Annotated in this window: 16 protein-coding genes and 2 pseudogenes; 10 read left to right on the top strand and 8 right to left on the bottom strand. The window is 40.1% G+C overall.

All coding sequences use genetic code 11. The features are described from left to right. Nucleotides 1-204 precede the first annotated feature (204 nt). Nucleotides 205-1203, top strand: a complete 999-nt coding sequence (locus ACX27_RS13655) for an RNA polymerase sigma factor, RpoD/SigA family (RefSeq protein ID WP_062293253.1) — start codon at nt 205-207, stop codon at nt 1201-1203. A 455-nt stretch (nt 1204-1658) separates the two neighbouring features. Here ACX27_RS13655 and ACX27_RS13650 read toward each other — a convergent pair whose 3' ends face one another. Beyond that, on the bottom strand, nt 1659-2009 hold the full coding sequence (locus tag ACX27_RS13650; RefSeq protein WP_062293250.1) for a hypothetical protein: 351 nt from the start codon (nt 2007-2009) through the stop codon (nt 1659-1661). Between the two features lie 83 nt (nt 2010-2092). Here ACX27_RS13650 and ACX27_RS13645 point away from each other — a divergent pair, with 83 nt between their 5' ends. Beyond that, a complete protein-coding gene (locus ACX27_RS13645) occupies nt 2093-2842 on the top strand; it encodes an ATP-grasp domain-containing protein (protein WP_062293247.1) in 750 nt (249 codons plus the stop codon). 239 nt (nt 2843-3081) lie between these two features. After that, nucleotides 3082-3972, top strand: a complete 891-nt coding sequence (gene cdf31, locus ACX27_RS13640; protein WP_062293245.1) for a CDF family zinc efflux transporter Cdf31 — start codon at nt 3082-3084, stop codon at nt 3970-3972. Nucleotides 3973-4190: 218 nt separating this feature from the next. Here cdf31 and ACX27_RS13635 read toward each other — a convergent pair whose 3' ends face one another. Further along, a complete protein-coding gene (locus tag ACX27_RS13635; RefSeq protein WP_062298333.1) occupies nt 4191-4598 on the bottom strand; it encodes a response regulator in 408 nt (135 codons plus the stop codon). An 845-nt stretch (nt 4599-5443) separates the two neighbouring features. Here ACX27_RS13635 and ACX27_RS13630 point away from each other — a divergent pair. Together ACX27_RS13630 and ACX27_RS33805 are read left to right on the top strand one after the other, a co-directional pair. Then, nucleotides 5444-7375: a hybrid sensor histidine kinase/response regulator gene (locus ACX27_RS13630; RefSeq protein ID WP_062293241.1), complete on the top strand. Its 1932-nt coding sequence runs from the start codon at nt 5444-5446 to the stop codon at nt 7373-7375. Nucleotides 7376-7938: 563 nt separating this feature from the next. Continuing rightward, nucleotides 7939-8121, top strand: a complete 183-nt coding sequence (locus ACX27_RS33805) for a hypothetical protein (protein WP_062293238.1) — start codon at nt 7939-7941, stop codon at nt 8119-8121. 61 nt (nt 8122-8182) lie between these two features. Here ACX27_RS33805 and rlmN read toward each other — a convergent pair whose 3' ends face one another. Continuing rightward, a complete protein-coding gene (rlmN, locus tag ACX27_RS13620) occupies nt 8183-9250 on the bottom strand; it encodes a dual-specificity RNA methyltransferase RlmN (protein ID WP_062293235.1) in 1068 nt (355 codons plus the stop codon). 377 nt (nt 9251-9627) lie between these two features. Further along, nucleotides 9628-9903, bottom strand: a complete 276-nt coding sequence (locus tag ACX27_RS33800) for a hypothetical protein (RefSeq protein WP_235526630.1) — start codon at nt 9901-9903, stop codon at nt 9628-9630. Nucleotides 9904-10294: 391 nt separating this feature from the next. Between ACX27_RS33800 and ACX27_RS13610 the strand changes: the two genes are divergently transcribed. Together ACX27_RS13610 and ACX27_RS13605 are read left to right on the top strand one after the other, a co-directional pair. Further along, nucleotides 10295-11260, top strand: a complete 966-nt coding sequence (locus tag ACX27_RS13610; RefSeq protein ID WP_062293233.1) for an acetamidase/formamidase family protein — start codon at nt 10295-10297, stop codon at nt 11258-11260. A gap of 145 nt (nt 11261-11405) precedes the next feature. Then, complete coding sequence (locus ACX27_RS13605; protein ID WP_062293231.1) at nt 11406-11777, top strand: sulfite exporter TauE/SafE family protein; 372 nt, start codon at nt 11406-11408, stop codon at nt 11775-11777. A 372-nt stretch (nt 11778-12149) separates the two neighbouring features. Here ACX27_RS13605 and ACX27_RS13600 read toward each other — a convergent pair whose 3' ends face one another. Then, nucleotides 12150-13400, bottom strand: a complete 1251-nt coding sequence (locus ACX27_RS13600; protein WP_062293228.1) for an HhoA/HhoB/HtrA family serine endopeptidase — start codon at nt 13398-13400, stop codon at nt 12150-12152. Nucleotides 13401-13724: 324 nt separating this feature from the next. Here ACX27_RS13600 and ACX27_RS13595 point away from each other — a divergent pair. Continuing rightward, nucleotides 13725-15393, top strand: a pseudogene (locus ACX27_RS13595) (alpha-amylase family glycosyl hydrolase). Between the two features lie 98 nt (nt 15394-15491). Beyond that, the gene (locus tag ACX27_RS35720) at nt 15492-15959 is read left to right on the top strand and encodes a hypothetical protein (protein ID WP_418006827.1); all 468 of its coding nucleotides are present in this window, start codon (nt 15492-15494) and stop codon (nt 15957-15959) included. On the opposite strand, the gene ACX27_RS35715 is transcribed toward ACX27_RS35720, so the two are convergent. From ACX27_RS35715 to ACX27_RS13580, 3 genes and pseudogenes are all read right to left on the bottom strand, one after another. Further along, on the bottom strand, nt 15931-16143 hold the full coding sequence (locus tag ACX27_RS35715) for a hypothetical protein (protein ID WP_418006826.1): 213 nt from the start codon (nt 16141-16143) through the stop codon (nt 15931-15933). The two genes, ACX27_RS35720 and ACX27_RS35715, sit on opposite strands and share 29 nt — an antisense overlap. Before the next feature lie 233 nt (nt 16144-16376). Next, a pseudogene (asnS, locus tag ACX27_RS13585) lies at nt 16377-17769 on the bottom strand (asparagine--tRNA ligase). Between the two features lie 2 nt (nt 17770-17771). Next, nucleotides 17772-18140 (bottom strand): sll0565 family protein, encoded by a 369-nt coding sequence (locus tag ACX27_RS13580; protein WP_062293227.1) that lies wholly within the window; start codon nt 18138-18140, stop codon nt 17772-17774. A gap of 180 nt (nt 18141-18320) precedes the next feature. Here ACX27_RS13580 and ACX27_RS13575 point away from each other — a divergent pair, with 180 nt between their 5' ends. After that, entirely contained in the window at nt 18321-18599 is a 279-nt protein-coding gene (locus tag ACX27_RS13575; RefSeq protein WP_062293224.1) for a DUF6439 family protein, read from the top strand. Nucleotides 18600-18768 lie beyond the last annotated feature (169 nt).

Here is an 18768-nt window from a genome sequence, read left to right as displayed (position 1 = left end):
ATCATTTTTCCATAGACATAATTTTTTCAAATCTTTGACAAGTCTCTGTCACATAAAGCTCTTACCTTAAGAAAAGTTAATTCTCAAATAAAAAAGTGTATCTAGTTATCGCTGGATAAATTTTAGCGAATACTTAACCTTTGATATTTAGAACGCTAATCATTTTCTGATAAACCCAGAAATTCTTATAGGGATGATAGAAAAATGAAATACCTTTCTGATAAATCCATTGAAGTAAGCAATACAAACAAAAAATCATTGTCTCAGGCTGATTTGGTGCGTAGTTATCTGCATGAAATTGGACGTATACCTTTATTAAGTCATGAACAAGAAATCAAATTTGGCAAGCAAGTTCAACAAATGATGAATTTATTGGCTGCCAAGGAAAAATTAACTGTGCATTTACAACGCCAACCAACACAGTCAGAATGGGCGGAATATGTCCATCTGAGTGAAGCAGAACTATTGCAACAAGAAAAGCAAGGATATCAAGCCAAAGAAAAAATGATTAAGGCTAATCTGCGGCTGGTTGTTTCGATCGCCAAGAAATATCAAAAACGCAATTTAGATTTTCTGGATTTAATTCAAGAAGGAAGCTTAGGTTTAGAAAGAGGTGTTGAGAAGTTTGAACCTCAAAGGGGATACAAATTTTCTACTTATGCTTATTGGTGGATTCGTCAGGCAATCACAAGAGCGATCGCAGAACAAGCACGCACTATTCGCCTACCAATTCATATTACAGAAAAACTCAATAAAATTAAACGCACTCAACGGGAATTAGCACAAAAATTAGGTCGTACTCCTACCACCGTTGACATCGCCCAAGCATTATCTTTAGAACCGCAACAAGTTCGAGATTATCTGCTGTTAGCACGCCAACCCCTGTCTTTAGAATTACGGGTCGGCCCCGAAAGAGATACAGAATTATCTAATATGCTAGAAGATGAAAGCATATCTCCTGAATCCTACGCCGACCAAAGTTTTCTCAAACAAAATATTCAAGATTTACTGTTAAAATTAACTCCTCAGCAACGAGAAATATTAACCTTAAGATTTGGCTTGACAGGCGGAAATATCCTATCTTTATCTCAGATTGGCGAACAGATGGGTATTAGTCGAGAACGAGTACGACAAATAGAACTGCAAGCTTTAAGCACTCTACGCCGACATAAAGATAAAATCAGAGGCTATTTAGCTAGTTGATGACTCCCGCAAAAATACTTGATTTGAGTTTATGCACTCATTCTGCCAGTCAATCATATCAAGTCCGCTTAATCATTTACGATATTTCCGCCGCGAGTGCAACTAAGTGGAACGAAGCAATCGCCAGGACTCTGCGATTACTTCACTGCGCTATCGCTACGTTCGTAATGACAAGTAATTACCGGACATGATATCACGGGAAAAACCCAAAACCAAACATGAAAGAGAGACTCTTGACTCTTGACTAGTACAACAAGGCAAAAGTAAAAAGTCAAAAGGAAAAAGAAACAATATTGATACCACAAGCCTTTTAGCAATTCCTTATGGTCTGTTTATTTACGCCAACCTGTACTAGGTACTAAGATTTTTACTCAGCACTCAGCGAGAAGTTGCGTGCGCGGGTTCCCCGCGTTGAGCAAACTTCGGTGACTCAGCACTTTCAACTCACTACCCGTTTATCCAACTTGTTCTAGATATTGGTTAATGTCTTCAATGAGCCGAGTGAGTTCAGCTTCCGTAGTTAAGCGAATGGCGACATCTCGCACTGTCAACAAAACTTTAGCGGCGAAGGGAGTCGGCCAGATATTAGGATTACAGAAAATTTCTAAAAATACTTCGCCAGTGTAACGATATTCCAAAGGCGGTTGGGGGGTGACTTTACCACCAGCCGCAGGTTTAGCCGCAATAGCTTTCAGGCGTTCCATTAATTGATCAATCGCCGCTTTTAATTCTCGTGCGGCTTGGGTTGAAAAACTGAAGGATACAGAACCTTCAACTAAGTTTAATGTCAAAGGAGTTGAAGACATAAGCTTAATTAAATTTGTTTGATACTTACCTAATGTTACCGGAAGAGTTCGTCTAGACTGGGGCATCTCTACCAAAGGTCAAGATGATTCAGAAAGCATTTATCCAAGAAAACGGTAATGGACGAATGGAACCGGAAATGGCTGATTTATTGGCAGAGTTAGATCACCGAGGAATTCTGGTCGAGACTTTTACCGAAAAACGTTTACACAGACGACAGCTACCATTGGCTGTTGATACATTAGTTGCTGGTTATATCCCAGTAGTCTTAGGCGCATTACGACAGTTAGGTATAGATTTGCCAAATCTGTGCGACTGTCCCCAGTGTTTGCAAGCATTTCTATATCGGCAAATTTGGCAAAGCACAGTTGGGCAGATTATTCAGCAAATTTATGATGATCATGCACCCATATTTGCTAAACCTCAAAATCGCAAAAAGCAATTTACAGGTCATGTATTTGCCTCACCCAGCGATTTAATGTATTTACAAGGAACATCTCACCGTACACCTGTGTATTGTTCTGAGGTTGTTGAGTGGTTGTCAGAGTATCGGGTTTTTGTAATTCGTGGTGAGATTGTGGGAATTAAACATTACTGGGGAAATCCTTCTGTATCAATTGATTTAAGTGTGATTACAGAAGCAGTGCAGTTGTTAAACGTTTTTGGTGAAGGAACTGCTGCTTATGGAATTGATTTTGGTGTTTTGTCAGATGGTGTTACGGCGCTGATTGAGTGGAATGATGGTTTTGCTTTGGGTAGCTATGGTTTAGATAAGTCTTTGTATACAGACTTAGTTTTGATTCGTTGGTGTGAACTGACTGGAGTACTCATTTAAAAATAAAATTAATGAAATTTTTTCAGAAATTAATGATAATAAATCACGAATTATAAAACTTGAAGCATTGACAATACTAAGCTTATAGCTGACATTAATTAAAATTAGTCGCAACAAAATCGACAAAATATTTGAGTCTATATGGACAATTATTCTAAATAAGCAAAAAGTCATTATACCTAATTAACATTTTGAGTTTTACACTTATAAGTCATAGAACTTGTTGTTAAAAAATATCTATGACTTACGATAATCGGGGGACTGTTAGAAAGGTTTTAATAATTACCCTACTGCTAAATTTATTGGTGATGGGGTTAAAGGCTGTTGTGGGCTATTGGACTGGTTCGTTAAGCTTGTTAGCTGATGCTTTACATAGTGTGACAGACAGTGCCAATAATGTTTTAGGATTATTTGCTAGTAAATTTTCTTCGCCACATCCTGACCGTGAACACCCTTATGGACACCAAAAATTTGAAGCGGTGGGAGCTTTAGGAATTGCAGCATTTTTAGGGATAGCTTGCTTTGAAATTCTCCAAGGCGCAATTGAGCGGATTATTAAAGGTGGTGAACCTGTAAGGATTTTACCGCCTGAGTTGTGGTTATTACTAATAGTTTTGGGCGTAAATATTTTTGTGGCGTTTTACGAACGGCGAGTTGGTCAGCGTGTAGGTAGCCCAATTTTAATTGCTGATGCTATGCACACTATGAGCGATATTTGGGTGACGATTTCGGTTATTGGCGGCTTGATTGGGGTTTGGCTTGGCTATCAATGGTTAGATATAGTGTTGGCGTTTCCTGTGGGGTTGTTGGTGTTTTGGAGTGGCTGGTCAGTGTTACAAGCTAATTTACCTTGGCTGGTAGATCAAATGGCGATCGCACCAGAAGCAATCCATGAAATCGCCACTTCTGTACCGGGAGTACTAAACTGTCATGATATTGCTTCGAGAGGGATTTTAGGTAGACAAGTTTTCATCGAAATGCACTTAATTGTAGATGCACCAGATGTAGAAACTGCACACCGAATCACAGAAAATGTGGAAAGACTGTTGCAAGAACGCTTTCATCCTGTGAGGATATTAATTCACGTCGAACCGCCAGAGTATAAATCTGAACAGATTAGTTTTAGTTAGGGAGATGTGGAGGATAAGGGAGATATGGTAGACAAGGGGGACAAGGGAGAGATGTATTATCTATTACCTCTAACCTCTAGCCTCTAGTACGGTCGGCGTAAATAAACAGACCACACTTCGACCACGCTCAATGACCATCTGGAGTTGCTAAAAGGCTTGTGGTATGACTATTCTTTCTTTTTCCTTTTGACTTTTGCCTTGTTGTACTAACCTCTAACCTAATAATGTTCACTCTTCGTTACCGACTTAACTACGATCGCTACTAGTTCATTTGGGTCAACTGGCTTTGCAACATGAGTTTGAAAGCCTGCTTCTAAGGCGCGGATACGATCTTCTGTATCACCGTAGGCGGTTAAAGCGATCGCTGGGATTCTTCCTCCTTGGTCTGGTTTGAGCGATCGTACTTTACGGATCAGTGTATAACCATCTTCCTCCGGCATAGCAATATCACATACTAAAACTTCTGGCTGTAGCGTCATTAATGCTTCTAGTGCAGCTGATGCTGATGCTACTGCAATAACATTGGCTCCATCTGTTTCTAACACTGTAGTGACGTAAAAGCGGCTATCATCATCATCATCAACTACCAAAACATTTAAGCCAGCAAGCGGTAGAGGAGCTTCCATACAATCTCCGTTTACATTGAAAAATGCTGATTTTTCCAAGTTAAATTTTTGTTTTTCCTCAGCGAGCATACTATTAATAATTTTACTGCTTTTACAACAAATTTTACCTAAAAACCTGATTTTCTCCACGATAATTAGTATTTAATACTTTTTACTTGCTGGCTGTTTTTTTTAGCATATCAATTAATTTTTGTGAATAATTATTTACATATAAAATAAATAAGACTTTCATCAATATCCTGTTTAATATAACAGATGATTCAGATGAATCATCCTCTAACTTAAGTCTTATCTCTTAAGATATATAAAAATCAGATTTGATTTCTGAATCTACCTTTGTAGATAGAGATTAGGGGGCAGATTTGTTTGTAATTAATTGAGAACTGCTATCGTAGTCCGCCACGCAAATTATGATTGGTCATAGATATAGCGGTTCTCATTCTAGTGACATACAAACAAGAGTAATTCACTGCCAATTTAGATGCCGCAGGCTACGCAGAAGAACACAGATGGAAACTCCAACAATTATAGGACTTACGCATAAAAACCAAAAATCAAGGCTTTGAGCAAGGGTGTAGGAGTATAGGGGTGTATGTATCCAAAACCCTTACATGCCATACCCTCCCACCCTTAAATCCAATCTCCATAGACAACCTTTATGCGAAAGGACTAAATTATATTGACTGCTGTTTATCATCCAAAAGAGATAAAATATGCTATCGATATTGTGTAAACAGTTATATTTTCCGGCCAATTGATATCCACCGATAGGTATAAAAATTTGAAACTTTTATCACTCGTTGGTTAGATATTTTGATTTTCCCTGATGCTGCAAGCAACTAGTCATGGTGCAACCGCTAACCATTTTAATTATTGATGATTCCCCTGAAGACCGTGAGGCTTATCGTCGCTATCTGCTGCAAGACCAGGAATATAATTACAATATTCTCGAATCCGCATCAGGAGAGAAAGCCTTAGAAGTATATCGCCAATTCCCGACAGACTGCATTTTATTAGATTTTTTGTTGCCAGATATGGATGGGCTAGAATTTTTGGCAGAATTGTCAAAACTAGCCAAGCCAGTTCCAGCCGTGGTGATGTTGACTGGGTATGGTAATGAAGCCATTGCTGTTCAAGCGATGAAAAGTGGGGTTCATGATTATTTAGTCAAAGGACAAACAACAGCAGGACGTTTGCATTCAACCATTCACTCAGCAGTCGCACAAGTCAAGTTGCGTCAAGAACTACAGCAAAGTGAAGCACGCTTGCGCGAAAGTCAGCAGTTCATCGAACGCATTGCGGAAACAACCCCAGGAATTTTGTATGTTTATGATTTGCTAGAACAGCGCAATCTGTATCTGAATGGTCAAGTTAATAGATTGCTTGGTTATACTTCCCAGCAAGTTCAAGATTTGGGGAAGGAATTTTTGATACAGATAATGTATCCCGATGATTTGCCTTTATTCTTTTTACATCTGCAAAAAGTTGCCACAATTCAAGATAACGAAATTTTGGAATTTGAATACCGGATGCGTCATGCCAATGGCCAATGGTGTTGGTTTTACAGTCGAGATACGGTATTCACAAGAAATGAAGATGGTTCGCCACGTCAAATTGTCGGTACAGCTTATGATATTACTGCTCGCAAACATCATGAAGTTGCATTGCAAAAAAGTGAAACCAAGTTTCGTAGAATTGTTGAGTCAAATGTTATTGGCATTTATTTTGGTGATTTTAGTGGTCTGATTTATGAAGCTAATGATGCTTTTTTAGAATTGTTAGACTACAGTCGTGCAGAATTAATCGCCGGAAATCTGCGTTGGGATGCTTTAACTCCATCAGAATATCACTCTCTTGATCAGCAACAAGTAGAAGAATTGCAGACTTCTGGTGTTTGTGTTCCTTTTGAGAAGGAATATTTTCGCAAAGATGGTCAGCGTGTGCCGGTGCTGGTTGGAATTGCGCGAATTGATGATACAGATCAGAGAGGTTATAGTGTTTGCTTTGTGCTGGATCTCACTCAACGCAAACTTGTAGAAGCAGAACGTCAGCGATTGTTGCAATTAGAACAAGCCGCCCGTGCAGAAGCGGAAGCGGCTAACCGTGCTAAAGATGAGTTTGTGGCAATGGTATCCCATGATTTACGATCGCCTTTGAATTCCATTTTAGGTTGGACACAGTTACTGCGGACTAGAAAGTTGAGTCCAGAAAATATCAACCACGCCCTCGAAACAATTGAACGCAATGCCCAATCTCAGGCAAAACTTTTAGAAGACTTGCTGAATATGTCTCGAATTCTGCGAGGCAAGTTACAACTAGAATTGAGACAAGTTCATTTAGGCTCAATTGTCAGTCAAGCTATTCAGACTGCTTACCCCACTGCCCAAGAGAAGAACATTGATCTAAAATCTGTGATTGATCAGTCCATATCAACCATAAGTGGGGATTGCGATCGCTTGCTGCAAGTTTTAGGTAATTTACTCTCCAACGCCATTAAATTCACCCCAAACGGCGGAAGTATAGATGTAAAACTATTGCGTCAAGAATCTTATGTTGAAATTACTGTGACTGATACAGGTATTGGAATTAGCCCAGAATTTTTACCTTATGTATTTGAACGCTACTGCCAAGATGATCGCACTCACAAACAAGGCGGTTTAGGCTTGGGTTTAGCGATCGCTCGTTATTTAATAGAACTGCACGGTGGCACAATCCAAGCTATCAGTCTGGGCGAAGGACAGGGTTCTACCTTTAGTATTAAACTACCTTTGAAATGAAAAGTGCTGAGTGCTGAGTTAGAAGACTGCTCACAATTCATCATGGTATCAGCTTTCCCCCAATTATAAGAAAATACGGTTCAGTTAAGGTGATGAGAGTTTCATTCTCAATTTCTGCTCTATCTATCAGACCAAGGAGTAGTAGGATTTGGGGGATTCTGCAATATCTATACCCTCTAATAAAAATTAAGCAATGTTTAAAATTAGGATTTTGTTACCAAATATACAGTAATCCTTGGTGATTGACTTTTGAATACATAAATAGCGATGTAATAAATTTGAAATGACGTAAAATAAAGCTCTCTCAAAGTTTTAATCACAGGGATCATCTCATTTCTAAGTAAAAACTAGCTCTAAGTGAATTTATATATCTAAAGTGAGATGATAAAATCACCTACAGATTAAGATAATCAATAAAAGCATTGTAAAGGTTTATTAGCTAAAGTTTTTCTTAAGATTACCAGCAAATCTTCTGGCTATTTGTTAGGTTGGTTAAACCCAACATCGAAGTTAAGACTAACAGTTCAAAAACAAAAAAATTAGTTATCTCCAGGGGTTAAAAAATGCAGACAGTACACAATATTTACTGCCCAAATTGTGGTAGTAAAGCAGAGCGTTATTATATTTTGGATAGTGAATTAACAAGGACACAATGCTCAAGTTGTGATTACTTGATGATTAGTTGCACCCGTACTGGTAAAGTAATTGAAGCTTACGCCCCTGGAATTCAATTAAGTAAAAGATAAAAAGTAAAAAGGCAAAAAGATGAAGTATGAGTAAATTAATTTTCATACTTCAGACTTCAATTTACTTTTTGTTCATTCTCAATTGTCCACAAGCAGCATCAGCTTCTAAACCGCGAGAATAACGTACACTTACAGCAATTTTTTGTTGTTGAAGAATGTTAACAAAAGCTTGGATGCGATCGCGGCTAGGGCGTTGATAATCTACTTCTTGAATTGGGTTATAGGGAATCAAATTAACATGGCTTTGGAAGCCCCGGAGATGTTGTGCTAGTTCTAAGGCATGTTCTGGTAAATCGTTGACACCAGCCAACAAGATATATTCAAAAGTCACACGGCGGCCTGTAAGGGCTACATATTCCCGACATTCCGCCAATAAATCTTCTAGAGGATAGGGGCGGGCGCTGGGAATGAGTTGTTCTCTGAGGGCTTGGTTAGGGGCGTGGAGACTCACCGCTAGGGTAACTTGCAAATGATGTTGGGCGAATTGACGAATGCGATCGCGGATTCCCACTGTAGAAACAGTTAGCATCCGTTGTCCAATACCCACATCTTGATTTAACGATGTCAAGGCGGCTAAGACATTATCTGTATTTAGCAACGGTTCACCCATACCCATGAACACCACATTGCTAACTCGTTCTTGAAAATCTGCTTGGACAGTTAACACCTGATCGACGATTTCGTGACGGGCGAGGTTGCGTTTGTAGCCACCTTTACCAGTAGCACAGAAATCACAAGCCATCGGACAACCCACCTGAGTAGAAACACAGACAGTTAATCGTTTATCGGCGGGAATACCTACAGTTTCAATAATTTGTCCATCAGCTAGTTGCAGTAGATATTTGACTGTACCATCCGGTGCAACTTTGCGGTAATGGATGGTAGAACGACCAATGGGAATATCTGCAATTTCTGTACGCCATTGTTTTGGAAAAACGGAAATATCAGCGAGCGATCGCACCTGCTGATGATAAATCCAATCATGTAACTGTTTACCCCGGTAAGCCGGCTGTCCCTGCTGCTGTACCCAAGCAGTTAACTCGCTAACCGAAGCACCGAGTAAGGGAGGAATTGCTAATTTTTCCGTGGCGGGTGAGTCAACTTGAGAAATGGATGGCGTAACAGACATAGGGAGAGACTTACGAGTTGAGACTGGGATCTCTATCCTAAGCTGTTACGCCAGGAAATAGCATTAGGACTTACGCATAAAAACGAAAAATCAAGGGTTTTGGCGAGGGTGTAGGGGTGTATGTATCTAAAACCCTTCCGCCACACACCCTTACACCCAATCTTCATAGACAATCTTGGTGCGTAAGTCCTGAGTATATTGACTTTTAGTATCCGCTTACATATTTAAGAACTCGGTCTGTTTGAATCACCCGGCCATTTTTGACAATCTCAAGGCCTGCACCATTAACTACATATTCATAGTTATTATTCCGAGCTACATATCCTGTACCTTCTTCGGAGTAAGCACGGAGAGAACGGATACCTTTACCAGTTGACTTAGAAATCCCAGTGTAAAACAGATTGCCTTTTTTTATTGCAAATATGAATATAAAAATTAGTAGTTTCAATATAAGCTTCTAATCTTCCGCCACCTGCATAACGAGGACAATTAGATGCTTGGGCAATTTTCTGAATATTAACTGCTGAAACGGCAGTAGATTCTAATTGTGCAGCACTCACAGATGAAGATATACCCACAACTCCAGACAGTAGTGAAGCTGTCGCTAAAATTAAAGCAAAAGACTTATTTTGTACCTGATAAAAGCTATTCATAATCAGTCCTAAAGTTTGATTACTATCAGCTTCAAAGCTAACTAATGGGTTTTCGGATATTTGAGAGAAAAAACACGGAAATTTATATAAAGTCTTATCCCACAGGAATTTCCAGGATGAATTCTGTATGACTGGGTGATGAATATTGGTGGAAAACCTCGTCCCTCCCTGCGGGAAGCTACCGCGAACGTGGGCGAAATCAAAATAAAACTTTCTTCTTTGATTTAAAACTTCATTGCTTTATGGGTGGAGTAAGTAGGGCGACGTAAATATTTGTAGTTGGGAAAAGGCAGGAGGGAAGAAGATTTTAGCCTCATTAACCTTTATTAATATAGTTTGGTTTTTTCCCACCGACTTACTTATTCTGAATTCTGTCTTCTGACTCCTTTTTATGACGCATCACATCTTAAAAGCCACCACCGAAACAGTGCATCTTGGTGGGTTCTCCCATTTATTAAAACCAGCACTCATGGTTAATTCTGGCGACACCGTTGATGTCGAAACCTTCACTGGTTACTACATTTACGACAAAGCACCACCAGAATTTCTCACGCCAGAATTTGTGGATATCTGCCAAAATTTGCCAGCAGAACGCAAAATTGCTGGGGGGCCGCATTTACTCACCGGGCCGATTTATGTGCGGGATGCTGAACCAGGGGATGTTTTAGAAGTAAGATTAGAAGTGATCGCTCCAAGTTTACCAGTGGGTTTTAATGCTATTCGTACAGGTTGGGGAGCTTTACCACAACAATTTACCCAACCTGCACTAAGATTCATTCCCCTAGATTTAGCTAATAATATCGCCGAATTTCCCCCTAACAGTGGCATTAAAATTCCCCTCACACCCTTTTTTGGGATTTTGGGTGTCGCCACACCGCAAAGCGATCGCAATTCCATTCCTCCTGGTAACTATGGTGGTAATATCGATAACCGTGAACTCCAAGCCGGTTCGCGGATATTTTTACCGATTTACGTCCCTGGCGCGTTATTTTCCATTGGTGATGGACATTCCGCCCAAGGAGATGGGGAAGTAAATGTTACAGCCATTGAAACTTCAATGAACGGGAGAATTTCTCTCACACTCCGCAAAGATTTATCACTTACAACACCCATCGCCGAAACTCCAACAGACATCATCACAATGGGTTTTGCCGAAACCCTAGACGCAGCCTTAGAACAAGCTTTAAAAAATATGATTGCTTTTCTACAAGATTTCACCAATTTATCAGCAGAAGAAGCATATATTTTGTGTAGTTTAGCTGTAAATTTTCGTATCACCCAAGTTGTGAACAGTCCCCATAAAGGCGTTCACGGGATGTTACCCAAATCAATCTTCTCACCTAAAATGAGTTTGTAAGCCAGAATTCAGAACTCACAATCCAGAAGTCAGAATCGTGAAGAAGTTCAGAGTTGTCATTTGTCACTTGCCCTCTGCTATAGCTAAAATTCTGACTTCTGACTTCTGTATTCTTAATTCTGTAAGTCAACAACAAACATTTTGTATGTCTAATATTCTTGTACAAATGCTGCTCATTGGTTTAGCGGCTGGTGTTGCTGGTGGGATGTTTGGTATCGGTGGTGGTGCAATTATGGTTCCCGCAATGGTACTACTAGTAGGGCTAGACCAAAAATTTGCCACAGGTACATCCATCGCCGCCCAAATCTTACCCATAGGTATTTTAGGCGCAGCAGTTTACTACCGTAGCGGTAACATTAACATCAAATATGCAGTCATGATTGCTCTTGGTTTAGTAGTAGGAAATCTCTTTGGTGCATTATTTGCCAACCAGCCATTCATTAGCAGTGAAACCATGAAGAAGCTGTATGGCATCTTTTTATTGATTATAGGTGGAAGATACTTGTTCTTCCGTTAATTTGTGAGAGTGTGGGTGTATGGGGGTGTAGGGGTGTATGGGTGTGGGGATGTAGGGGTGAAACAGCCGTTTACCTATGCTGTCACTATAAACTGGCGCAAACTCTGAACTTTGACCTTATACCCTATACTCCAATACAGTTCAGATAAAACAATTAAATCACCACAAAACCAACAAATAATGACTCAACAAAAAACGAAAGAATAATTTTGGAGGGGGTTTGGGGGACGGTTGCGTCCCCCAATCGGGGGTTTGAGGAGCCACTGCGTTGGGCGGCTTTGCCGACTCCCTCAGTGGCGTGGAGAATCCCTCAAGTCTTGCCTATTATCTAATATGTAGAGCAGAAATTGAAAAATCAACTCTCAGCACTCATCATTGCACTTGAGTGGGGAAACTACCGGGACGGACAGATAAATTCAGGGTTTGTCCATTGCGGCGTAACTCTAAGCGCAAATCTGCACCAATTTGGCTTTTATCAACAGCTTTCTGGACACTCTCTGCTTCTGTGACAGTGCTACCTTCAATCTTTTGGATGACATCACCTGCACGTAAGCCAGCTTTGGCGGCGGGTGAATTAGGCATAACTTTCACAACTAAGACACCTTTATCTTCATTAATACTCAAACCACTATTGGGGTCAGAATTGATACTTTGTTTGAGTTGTGGTGTTAACCCAATCATTTGAATGCCAAGATAAGGATGCTGGACTTTACCTGTAGAAATTAATTGGTTAGCAATACGTTGTGCTGTCGCAATGGGAATAGCAAAACCTATACCTTGCGCTCCTTGAATAATAGCTGTATTCATGGCAATTACTTCACCACGGGCATTGAGTAATGGCCCGCCAGAGTTCCCAGGATTAATTGCTGCATCAGTTTGAATAAAATCTACTCGCTTATCAGATGCGCCAATTTGGTTGCTGCTGCGTCCGGTGGCGCTGATGATACCTGTGGTGACTGTATTATCTAATCCTAAAGGATTACCAATTGCGATCGCCCATTCTCCTGGTTGCAGTTGGTCAGAGTTACCCACGGTAACAGTCGGCAAATTGTTGGCTTGTATTTTGACAACCGCAACATCTGTTAATTCGTCTTTGCCTAAAACCTTACCTTGAAAACTCCGCCCATCTTTGAGGATGACTGTCACTGTATCTGCACCATCAACAACGTGAGCATTGGTGAGAATTTGACCATCACCACTGATAATAAACCCAGAACCAGTACCACGCTCTACTCTTTCTTGGCTTTCTGGTAGTTGTGAACCAAAAAAGCGGCGGAAAAATGGGTCGTTAAATTCCTCTGGTATTTGACTTTTGACGGTGCGAGAAGAATTAATTCGTACCACGGCTGGCCCTACCTTCTGCACTACCTGAGTCACAAAATTAGGATCTGTACCCGCAGCAATTGGCGGTGCTGCATTCACCCGACTCAAAGCCAAATTCGATGCACTTTGCGACACCTGTGACTGATGGTTCGCTAGATAACCACCTGCTAAGGTCATACCAGAACCTAGCAACACCAATGATAGAGAAGCCGCCGCCTTTCTCCAAGGTGCTGGTTTACGGTATTTGGCATCTGAAGTGCTATTTAATGGGTTATTTCCGTCTGGTATTTGATTTTGCATTGCCGTCTGAAAGGTTATTTTGAATCTATTACTAATGTAGACACCGTTTATTACACTTTTGTTACAGCCCTGTAGCAAAAATGTGAAAATGTGACAATTTTCCTACTCAGCAATCAGATTATGTATCAAAATAGGCTTTCTACTAGCTTAGAGTCTGAAATCTTGGTGCAAGATGTGAATTGACACACATTTCTCCCTTGTTTACCTTGCCCTTCTTGTCTCTGTTATTCACATATCAAATCAGACTGCTATATAACCTCCGAAAGAAGCTTTTCTTTTTCAATTCCAGAATAATGAAATATTATTTTGGTAAATATATATATAATGGCAAATTTAATTGAATTTAAATTATTTGCTCCTCGCAATGAACAGGCAAGTTTAATTGGTTCTTTTTCTCAATGGCAGGATATACCATTAGAAAAAAAATAAAAATGGTTATTTTCAAACTCAAATACCCTTGGAAGATGGTAGTTATGCTTATAAATTTCGTGTCCAGACGAAAAGTCCCCAGTTTCAACTTAATGAATGGGTAGATGTCATTGACCCTTATGCTACAAATATTGATGAGGCTAGAGAATACGGAATTATTCGGATAAAAAATGGTGAACGAATTGTTGACACATATAGTTGGCGGTATGATGATCAGCCTTTGCCAGATAATGAGGAATTAGTTATTTATGAATTGCATATTGCCGATTTTACTGGCGATGAAAGTGAGCCTGATCAACGTGGTAAATATTTAGCTGCGATCGCTAAACTAGATTATCTACGGGAATTAGGCATCAATGCAATTGAATTAATGCCTGTGAATGAATATCCTGGCGATTATAGTTGGGGTTATAAAGTCCGCCATTTCTTCGCTACAGAATCTAGTTACGGCACTACTGAAGATTTAAAATTATTGATTGATGAATGTCACGCTAGAGGCATTCGAGTATTTTTAGATGGCATTTATAATCACACAGATGAAGAATGTCCGTTAATGCTGATAGACAGAAATTATTGGTATTACGAACATAAACACTATCCTGAAGACCCTGATAATTATTGGGGGCCAGAGTTTAACTATAATAACTATGATGAAAAATTAGATATCAAACCAGCCTGGAAATATATTGGCGATGTCGTACAGTTTTGGATTAAGGAATATCACATTGATGGGATTCGGTTTGATGCGGTGCGCCAATTAGCTAACTTTGAATTTTTAGAATGGTTGGCACAGCAAGCCAAACAAAGCGCAGCACCAAAACAATTTTACAATATTGCCGAACACATTCCCGATACTAACACTGTAGTCCAACCAGATGGGCCGTTAGATGGTTGTTGGCATGAGAGTTTTCATTACTTTATTATCCCGCTAATTTGTGGAGAAAAATTAGATTTAGAAGAAGTAATCTCGGTATTAGACCCCAGAAAACAAGGTTACGCCACCAGCATCAACGTCATCAATTATTTAGCAACCCATGACCGTGAACATCTCTTGAGAGAATTAGGCGATCGCGGTATCTTTGATCAAGACGCATTTACCAGAGCTAAATTAGCAGCCGTCATCTTGATGACAGCAATGGGTATACCAATGCTCTGGATGGGAGATGAATTTGGTGAATATCAACAAAAAAGTGAAAGCGTCACTCAACCCAAAAAGATTAATTGGTCTTTACTAGCCAACGACCAAAATTACAAATTATTCCAGCATTATCAAGAACTCATCGCTTTACGTCAACAAACCCCTGCTTTACAAAGCAACAACATTGAGTTTTTTCACAGCAATAGCAAGGCTAAAGTCTTAGCTTATGTTCGTTGGGATGAACAAGGTTCTCAAGTTGCTGTCGTCATTAACTTTTCTAAACAAAATCTCACTGATTATCTTATTCCCGATTTTCCCATTGCAGAATCTTGGTGTGATTGGTTTGATAACTCGCAAGTCAAAGTTAATGAAGATAATTTAGTAACTAATATCCCAAGTTATACCGCCAAGATATTCATTTGTTAACAATACAGTCTCTACAGGATTTATCTAGTGTGGAATTGGCGCTGGGAAAAATTTTGTGTTATGGTGTCGTTTTTTACAGGGTTCCCTACTACCAAATCATGATTAAGCGCCACCAATTATCTAAATCTCTAGCATTTCTATGTTTATTCGCAGCATTAGGAATTGATTTAGTCAATCCTCAAGTTGTTGCTCAAACTAACACCCAATCTGCGATCGCTAAAAGTGTAGCATTTACCTGCAACGACAGTGAAGCCAGCATCAAAGCGAAAAACGGGCCGAAAATATCGATAGGAGGAAAAACTATCTATATTGGTTATCAACAAGTATCCTTTCTAAACAAAGACCCCCGCATCATTCGCTTTGATAATGGTGTGAAAAAATGGTGTCGCAGTGACTACGAAACCACCGTTGATGATGGTACAGGTTACGGGTTGTTATGGGATGGGGGGAAACGTTTTTATATGGCGTTTTCTCTTCGACTGGTAGCCAGAATGGTAACGATTTTCGTCGCTTTGCTAAGAACGGTTGGCTATCTTCTTATGGTAGTGGTGGCGGTGCAAAAGTAGCAGTTATCGCCAGGATTAATTCTAGCAATGGTAGCGTTTTATCTGCGACATTTGTCACTGCTAAAAAGCCAAATGATGGTAAAACTAACTCTTTAGTTGTCACTAACTTATCATGGAACGGCACCACCTTAAAAGTACTAGCAGATTCATGGTGGAGTCCACAGCGTGCTGATAAAAATTCCATGACTTGTACTGGTTCATCACCTTATAAATACACAGCCATATTTACTGGTGATTTAACAAAGGTAAACTCGGCTTCCGCAGTTAATTGTAAATAATCAGGTTACAGGTGATGACAAGGGGTGTAAGGGAGCATCCGAGCATACTGACGAGTTGATTAAGTTACACCACCCCTACACCCTTACACCCTATACCCATACACCCCGTTAATCCCTACACCCTGTTTCTTATTCCTGACTAAAATTCAGCATTTTGTGGTGTGCGTGGGAATGGAATCACATCACGAATATTTCCCATACCAGTCATAAACTGCACGAGTCTTTCAAAACCTAAGCCAAAACCCGCATGAGGTACAGTCCCAAAACGGCGCAAGTCTAAATACCACCATAAATCTTCGGGTTTCATTCCTTGCGCTATTACTCGACGTTCTAGCACATCTAAACGTTCTTCTCTTTGGGAACCGCCAATAATTTCCCCAATTTTGGGTGCGAGAATATCCATTGCACGGACGGTTTTTTCATCATCATTCAACCGCATATAAAATGCTTTAATTTGTGCGGGATAATCTGTGACAATTACTGGTTTTTTAAATAATTGTTCTGCCAGATAACGCTCATGTTCTGATTGTAAGTCTAAGCCCCAACTTACAGGATATTCAAATTTAACATCGGCTTTTTCTAAGAGTTTGATGGCATCTGTATAAGTCAGACGTTCAAATTGATTGTTAACAATATTTTCGGCTGTGGCTAAAACTGTATTATCAATGCGTTCATTGAAAAACTGCATATCTTCTGGGCATTGTTCTAATACATAATTAAAAAATATGTTTGAGAAATGCCTCGGCTAAATCCATATCACCTTCTAAGTCACAAAATGCCATTTCTGGCTCGACCATCCAAAATTCTGCGAGGTGGCGTGAGGTGTTAGAATTTTCGGCGCGGAAGGTGGGGCCGAAGGTGTAGACGTTAGAAAACGCCATCGCCATGACTTCGGCTTCTAACTGGCCGCTAACTGTTAAATATGTGGGTTTAGCAAAAAAGTCTTGAGTGTAATCTATAGCTTGGTTGTCAGTGCGGGGAACGTTTTTGAGATCGAAACTGGTGACGCTAAATAATTCACCTGCACCTTCGCAATCACTGGCGGTAATAATGGGAGTGTGTACCCACAAAAAGCCACGTTCTTGAAAAAATTGGTGAATGGCTGTTGAACAGGCGTTTCTGACGCGGAAAACTGCACCAAAAGAATTTGTACGCGATCGCAAATGTCCAATCGTGCGTAAAAATTCATAAGAGTGGCGTTTCTTTTGCAATGGATAAGTTTCAGGATCAGCTTCACCGTAGACTTTCACCGCCTCGGCTTTTAATTCAATACGCTGTCCTTTTCCTTGAGAAGCTACCAGCACGCCGTTAACTTCCACCGACGCACCTGTATTCAGCTTTTTCAAAATCGCCTCATAGTCTGGCAAATCTTGATTGATGACAACTTGCAAATTCGCTAGTGATGAACCATCATTGACTTCAATAAAGGCAAATCCTTTCAAGTCACGCTTTGTTCTTACCCAGCCTTGAACTACAAGAGACTCATCAGGTTGACCACTTCGCAATATTTCTGCAACTCGTCTATTTACCATATTTACCCAGCACAGGATTTTAATATCCAGCCTATGATAACGCCCATTCCACCAAAGCGGACGGCTTGCCAGAAAGGTTTTTTCAAGCTACGCCAAGAAAATAACCGACTTTCTAAATTGATTTCTAGCAAATCCAACTGCTTTTGAATTTGTTGTAACTCAGCTTTGATTTCTGGTGTTTGGGGTTTATTGTCCCTTAGCTCTTGTTGGCGTTGTTGCCATTCTGCCTTTTGCTGTTGATCCTGCTTAACTTGAGTGTATCGTTCTTTAATTAAGATGAGCGATCGCTCTACTTGGGCTAATTCTTGCTCAAAATCCGGTTCTTGATTTTCTTCGGCTGAAGGATTATGTGATTTTTTAGGCGGCTTCATTGACTGCTGGTAAATTAAGATAAATGTAGCTTTGCCAATAGTTAAAAGTTATAGCAAGAGGCAGGAGGCAGAAGGCAGAAGGCAGGAGGTAAAAGTTTTACCATACTTAGTGTTCATGCTTTTTTAAACGTCCTCACACATACTTCAACTGCTTACTAGTCAATCCCCAAACTTATAGATATGGAATCTCTTAATACTCAGCACTCAGCACTCAGCACTCAAGAACTAGCACAAGCCCTCATGGAAAGACTCACCATCTCTCCTAACGATTGGCATCGCCTCAAGTCTAACCGCAATTCTCGTGCTAGTGAACAAGTAGCAGCGGCGCTGGTATATCTCCTCAAAAATCAGCCAGAAGAAGCACTCCCCCGCTTAGAACAAGCTGTAGGTTGGTTAGATAAATCAATATCTGCACCTCCATGTCCGACACATGGACACAAGGACAAGAAGGTTAACTAGTACAACAAGGCAAAAGTAAAATAAAGAATAGTTAGAATATAAGCCTTTTAGCAATTTTAGATAGTCTGTTTATTTACGCCGACCTGTACTAGTTTTTAATAGTGCTGTTGATGAGCGATCGCATTTCTTACTTTACCGGAGAGTGCGATCACTTTGCCTGGAATTTCTC

Source organism: Nostoc piscinale CENA21 (genome assembly GCF_001298445.1).
GTDB lineage: Bacteria > Cyanobacteriota > Cyanobacteriia > Cyanobacteriales > Nostocaceae > Nostoc_B > Nostoc_B piscinale_A.
Note: the sequence above shows the minus strand (reverse complement) of the source record. Positions and strands in the feature narration are given on the sequence as shown.

Excerpts from the sequence above, each read along its gene's own strand:
- ACX27_RS13655 (WP_062293253.1), top strand. The coding sequence starts at position 205 with ATGAAATACCTTTCTGATAAATCCATTGAAGTAAGCAATACAAACAAA.
- ACX27_RS13650 (WP_062293250.1), bottom strand. The coding sequence starts at position 2,009 with ATGTCTTCAACTCCTTTGACATTAAACTTAGTTGAAGGTTCTGTATCC.
- ACX27_RS13645 (WP_062293247.1), top strand. The coding sequence starts at position 2,093 with ATGATTCAGAAAGCATTTATCCAAGAAAACGGTAATGGACGAATGGAA.
- cdf31 (WP_062293245.1), top strand. The coding sequence starts at position 3,082 with ATGACTTACGATAATCGGGGGACTGTTAGAAAGGTTTTAATAATTACC.
- ACX27_RS13635 (WP_062298333.1), bottom strand. The coding sequence starts at position 4,598 with ATGGAAGCTCCTCTACCGCTTGCTGGCTTAAATGTTTTGGTAGTTGAT.
- ACX27_RS13630 (WP_062293241.1), top strand. The coding sequence starts at position 5,444 with ATGGTGCAACCGCTAACCATTTTAATTATTGATGATTCCCCTGAAGAC.
- ACX27_RS33805 (WP_062293238.1), top strand. The coding sequence starts at position 7,939 with ATGCAGACAGTACACAATATTTACTGCCCAAATTGTGGTAGTAAAGCA.
- rlmN (WP_062293235.1), bottom strand. The coding sequence starts at position 9,250 with ATGTCTGTTACGCCATCCATTTCTCAAGTTGACTCACCCGCCACGGAA.
- ACX27_RS33800 (WP_235526630.1), bottom strand. The coding sequence starts at position 9,903 with ATGAATAGCTTTTATCAGGTACAAAATAAGTCTTTTGCTTTAATTTTA.
- ACX27_RS13610 (WP_062293233.1), top strand. The coding sequence starts at position 10,295 with ATGACGCATCACATCTTAAAAGCCACCACCGAAACAGTGCATCTTGGT.
- ACX27_RS13605 (WP_062293231.1), top strand. The coding sequence starts at position 11,406 with ATGTCTAATATTCTTGTACAAATGCTGCTCATTGGTTTAGCGGCTGGT.
- ACX27_RS13600 (WP_062293228.1), bottom strand. The coding sequence starts at position 13,400 with ATGCAAAATCAAATACCAGACGGAAATAACCCATTAAATAGCACTTCA.
- ACX27_RS35720 (WP_418006827.1), top strand. The coding sequence starts at position 15,492 with ATGATTAAGCGCCACCAATTATCTAAATCTCTAGCATTTCTATGTTTA.
- ACX27_RS35715 (WP_418006826.1), bottom strand. The coding sequence starts at position 16,143 with ATGGAATTTTTATCAGCACGCTGTGGACTCCACCATGAATCTGCTAGT.
- ACX27_RS13580 (WP_062293227.1), bottom strand. The coding sequence starts at position 18,140 with ATGAAGCCGCCTAAAAAATCACATAATCCTTCAGCCGAAGAAAATCAA.
- ACX27_RS13575 (WP_062293224.1), top strand. The coding sequence starts at position 18,321 with ATGGAATCTCTTAATACTCAGCACTCAGCACTCAGCACTCAAGAACTA.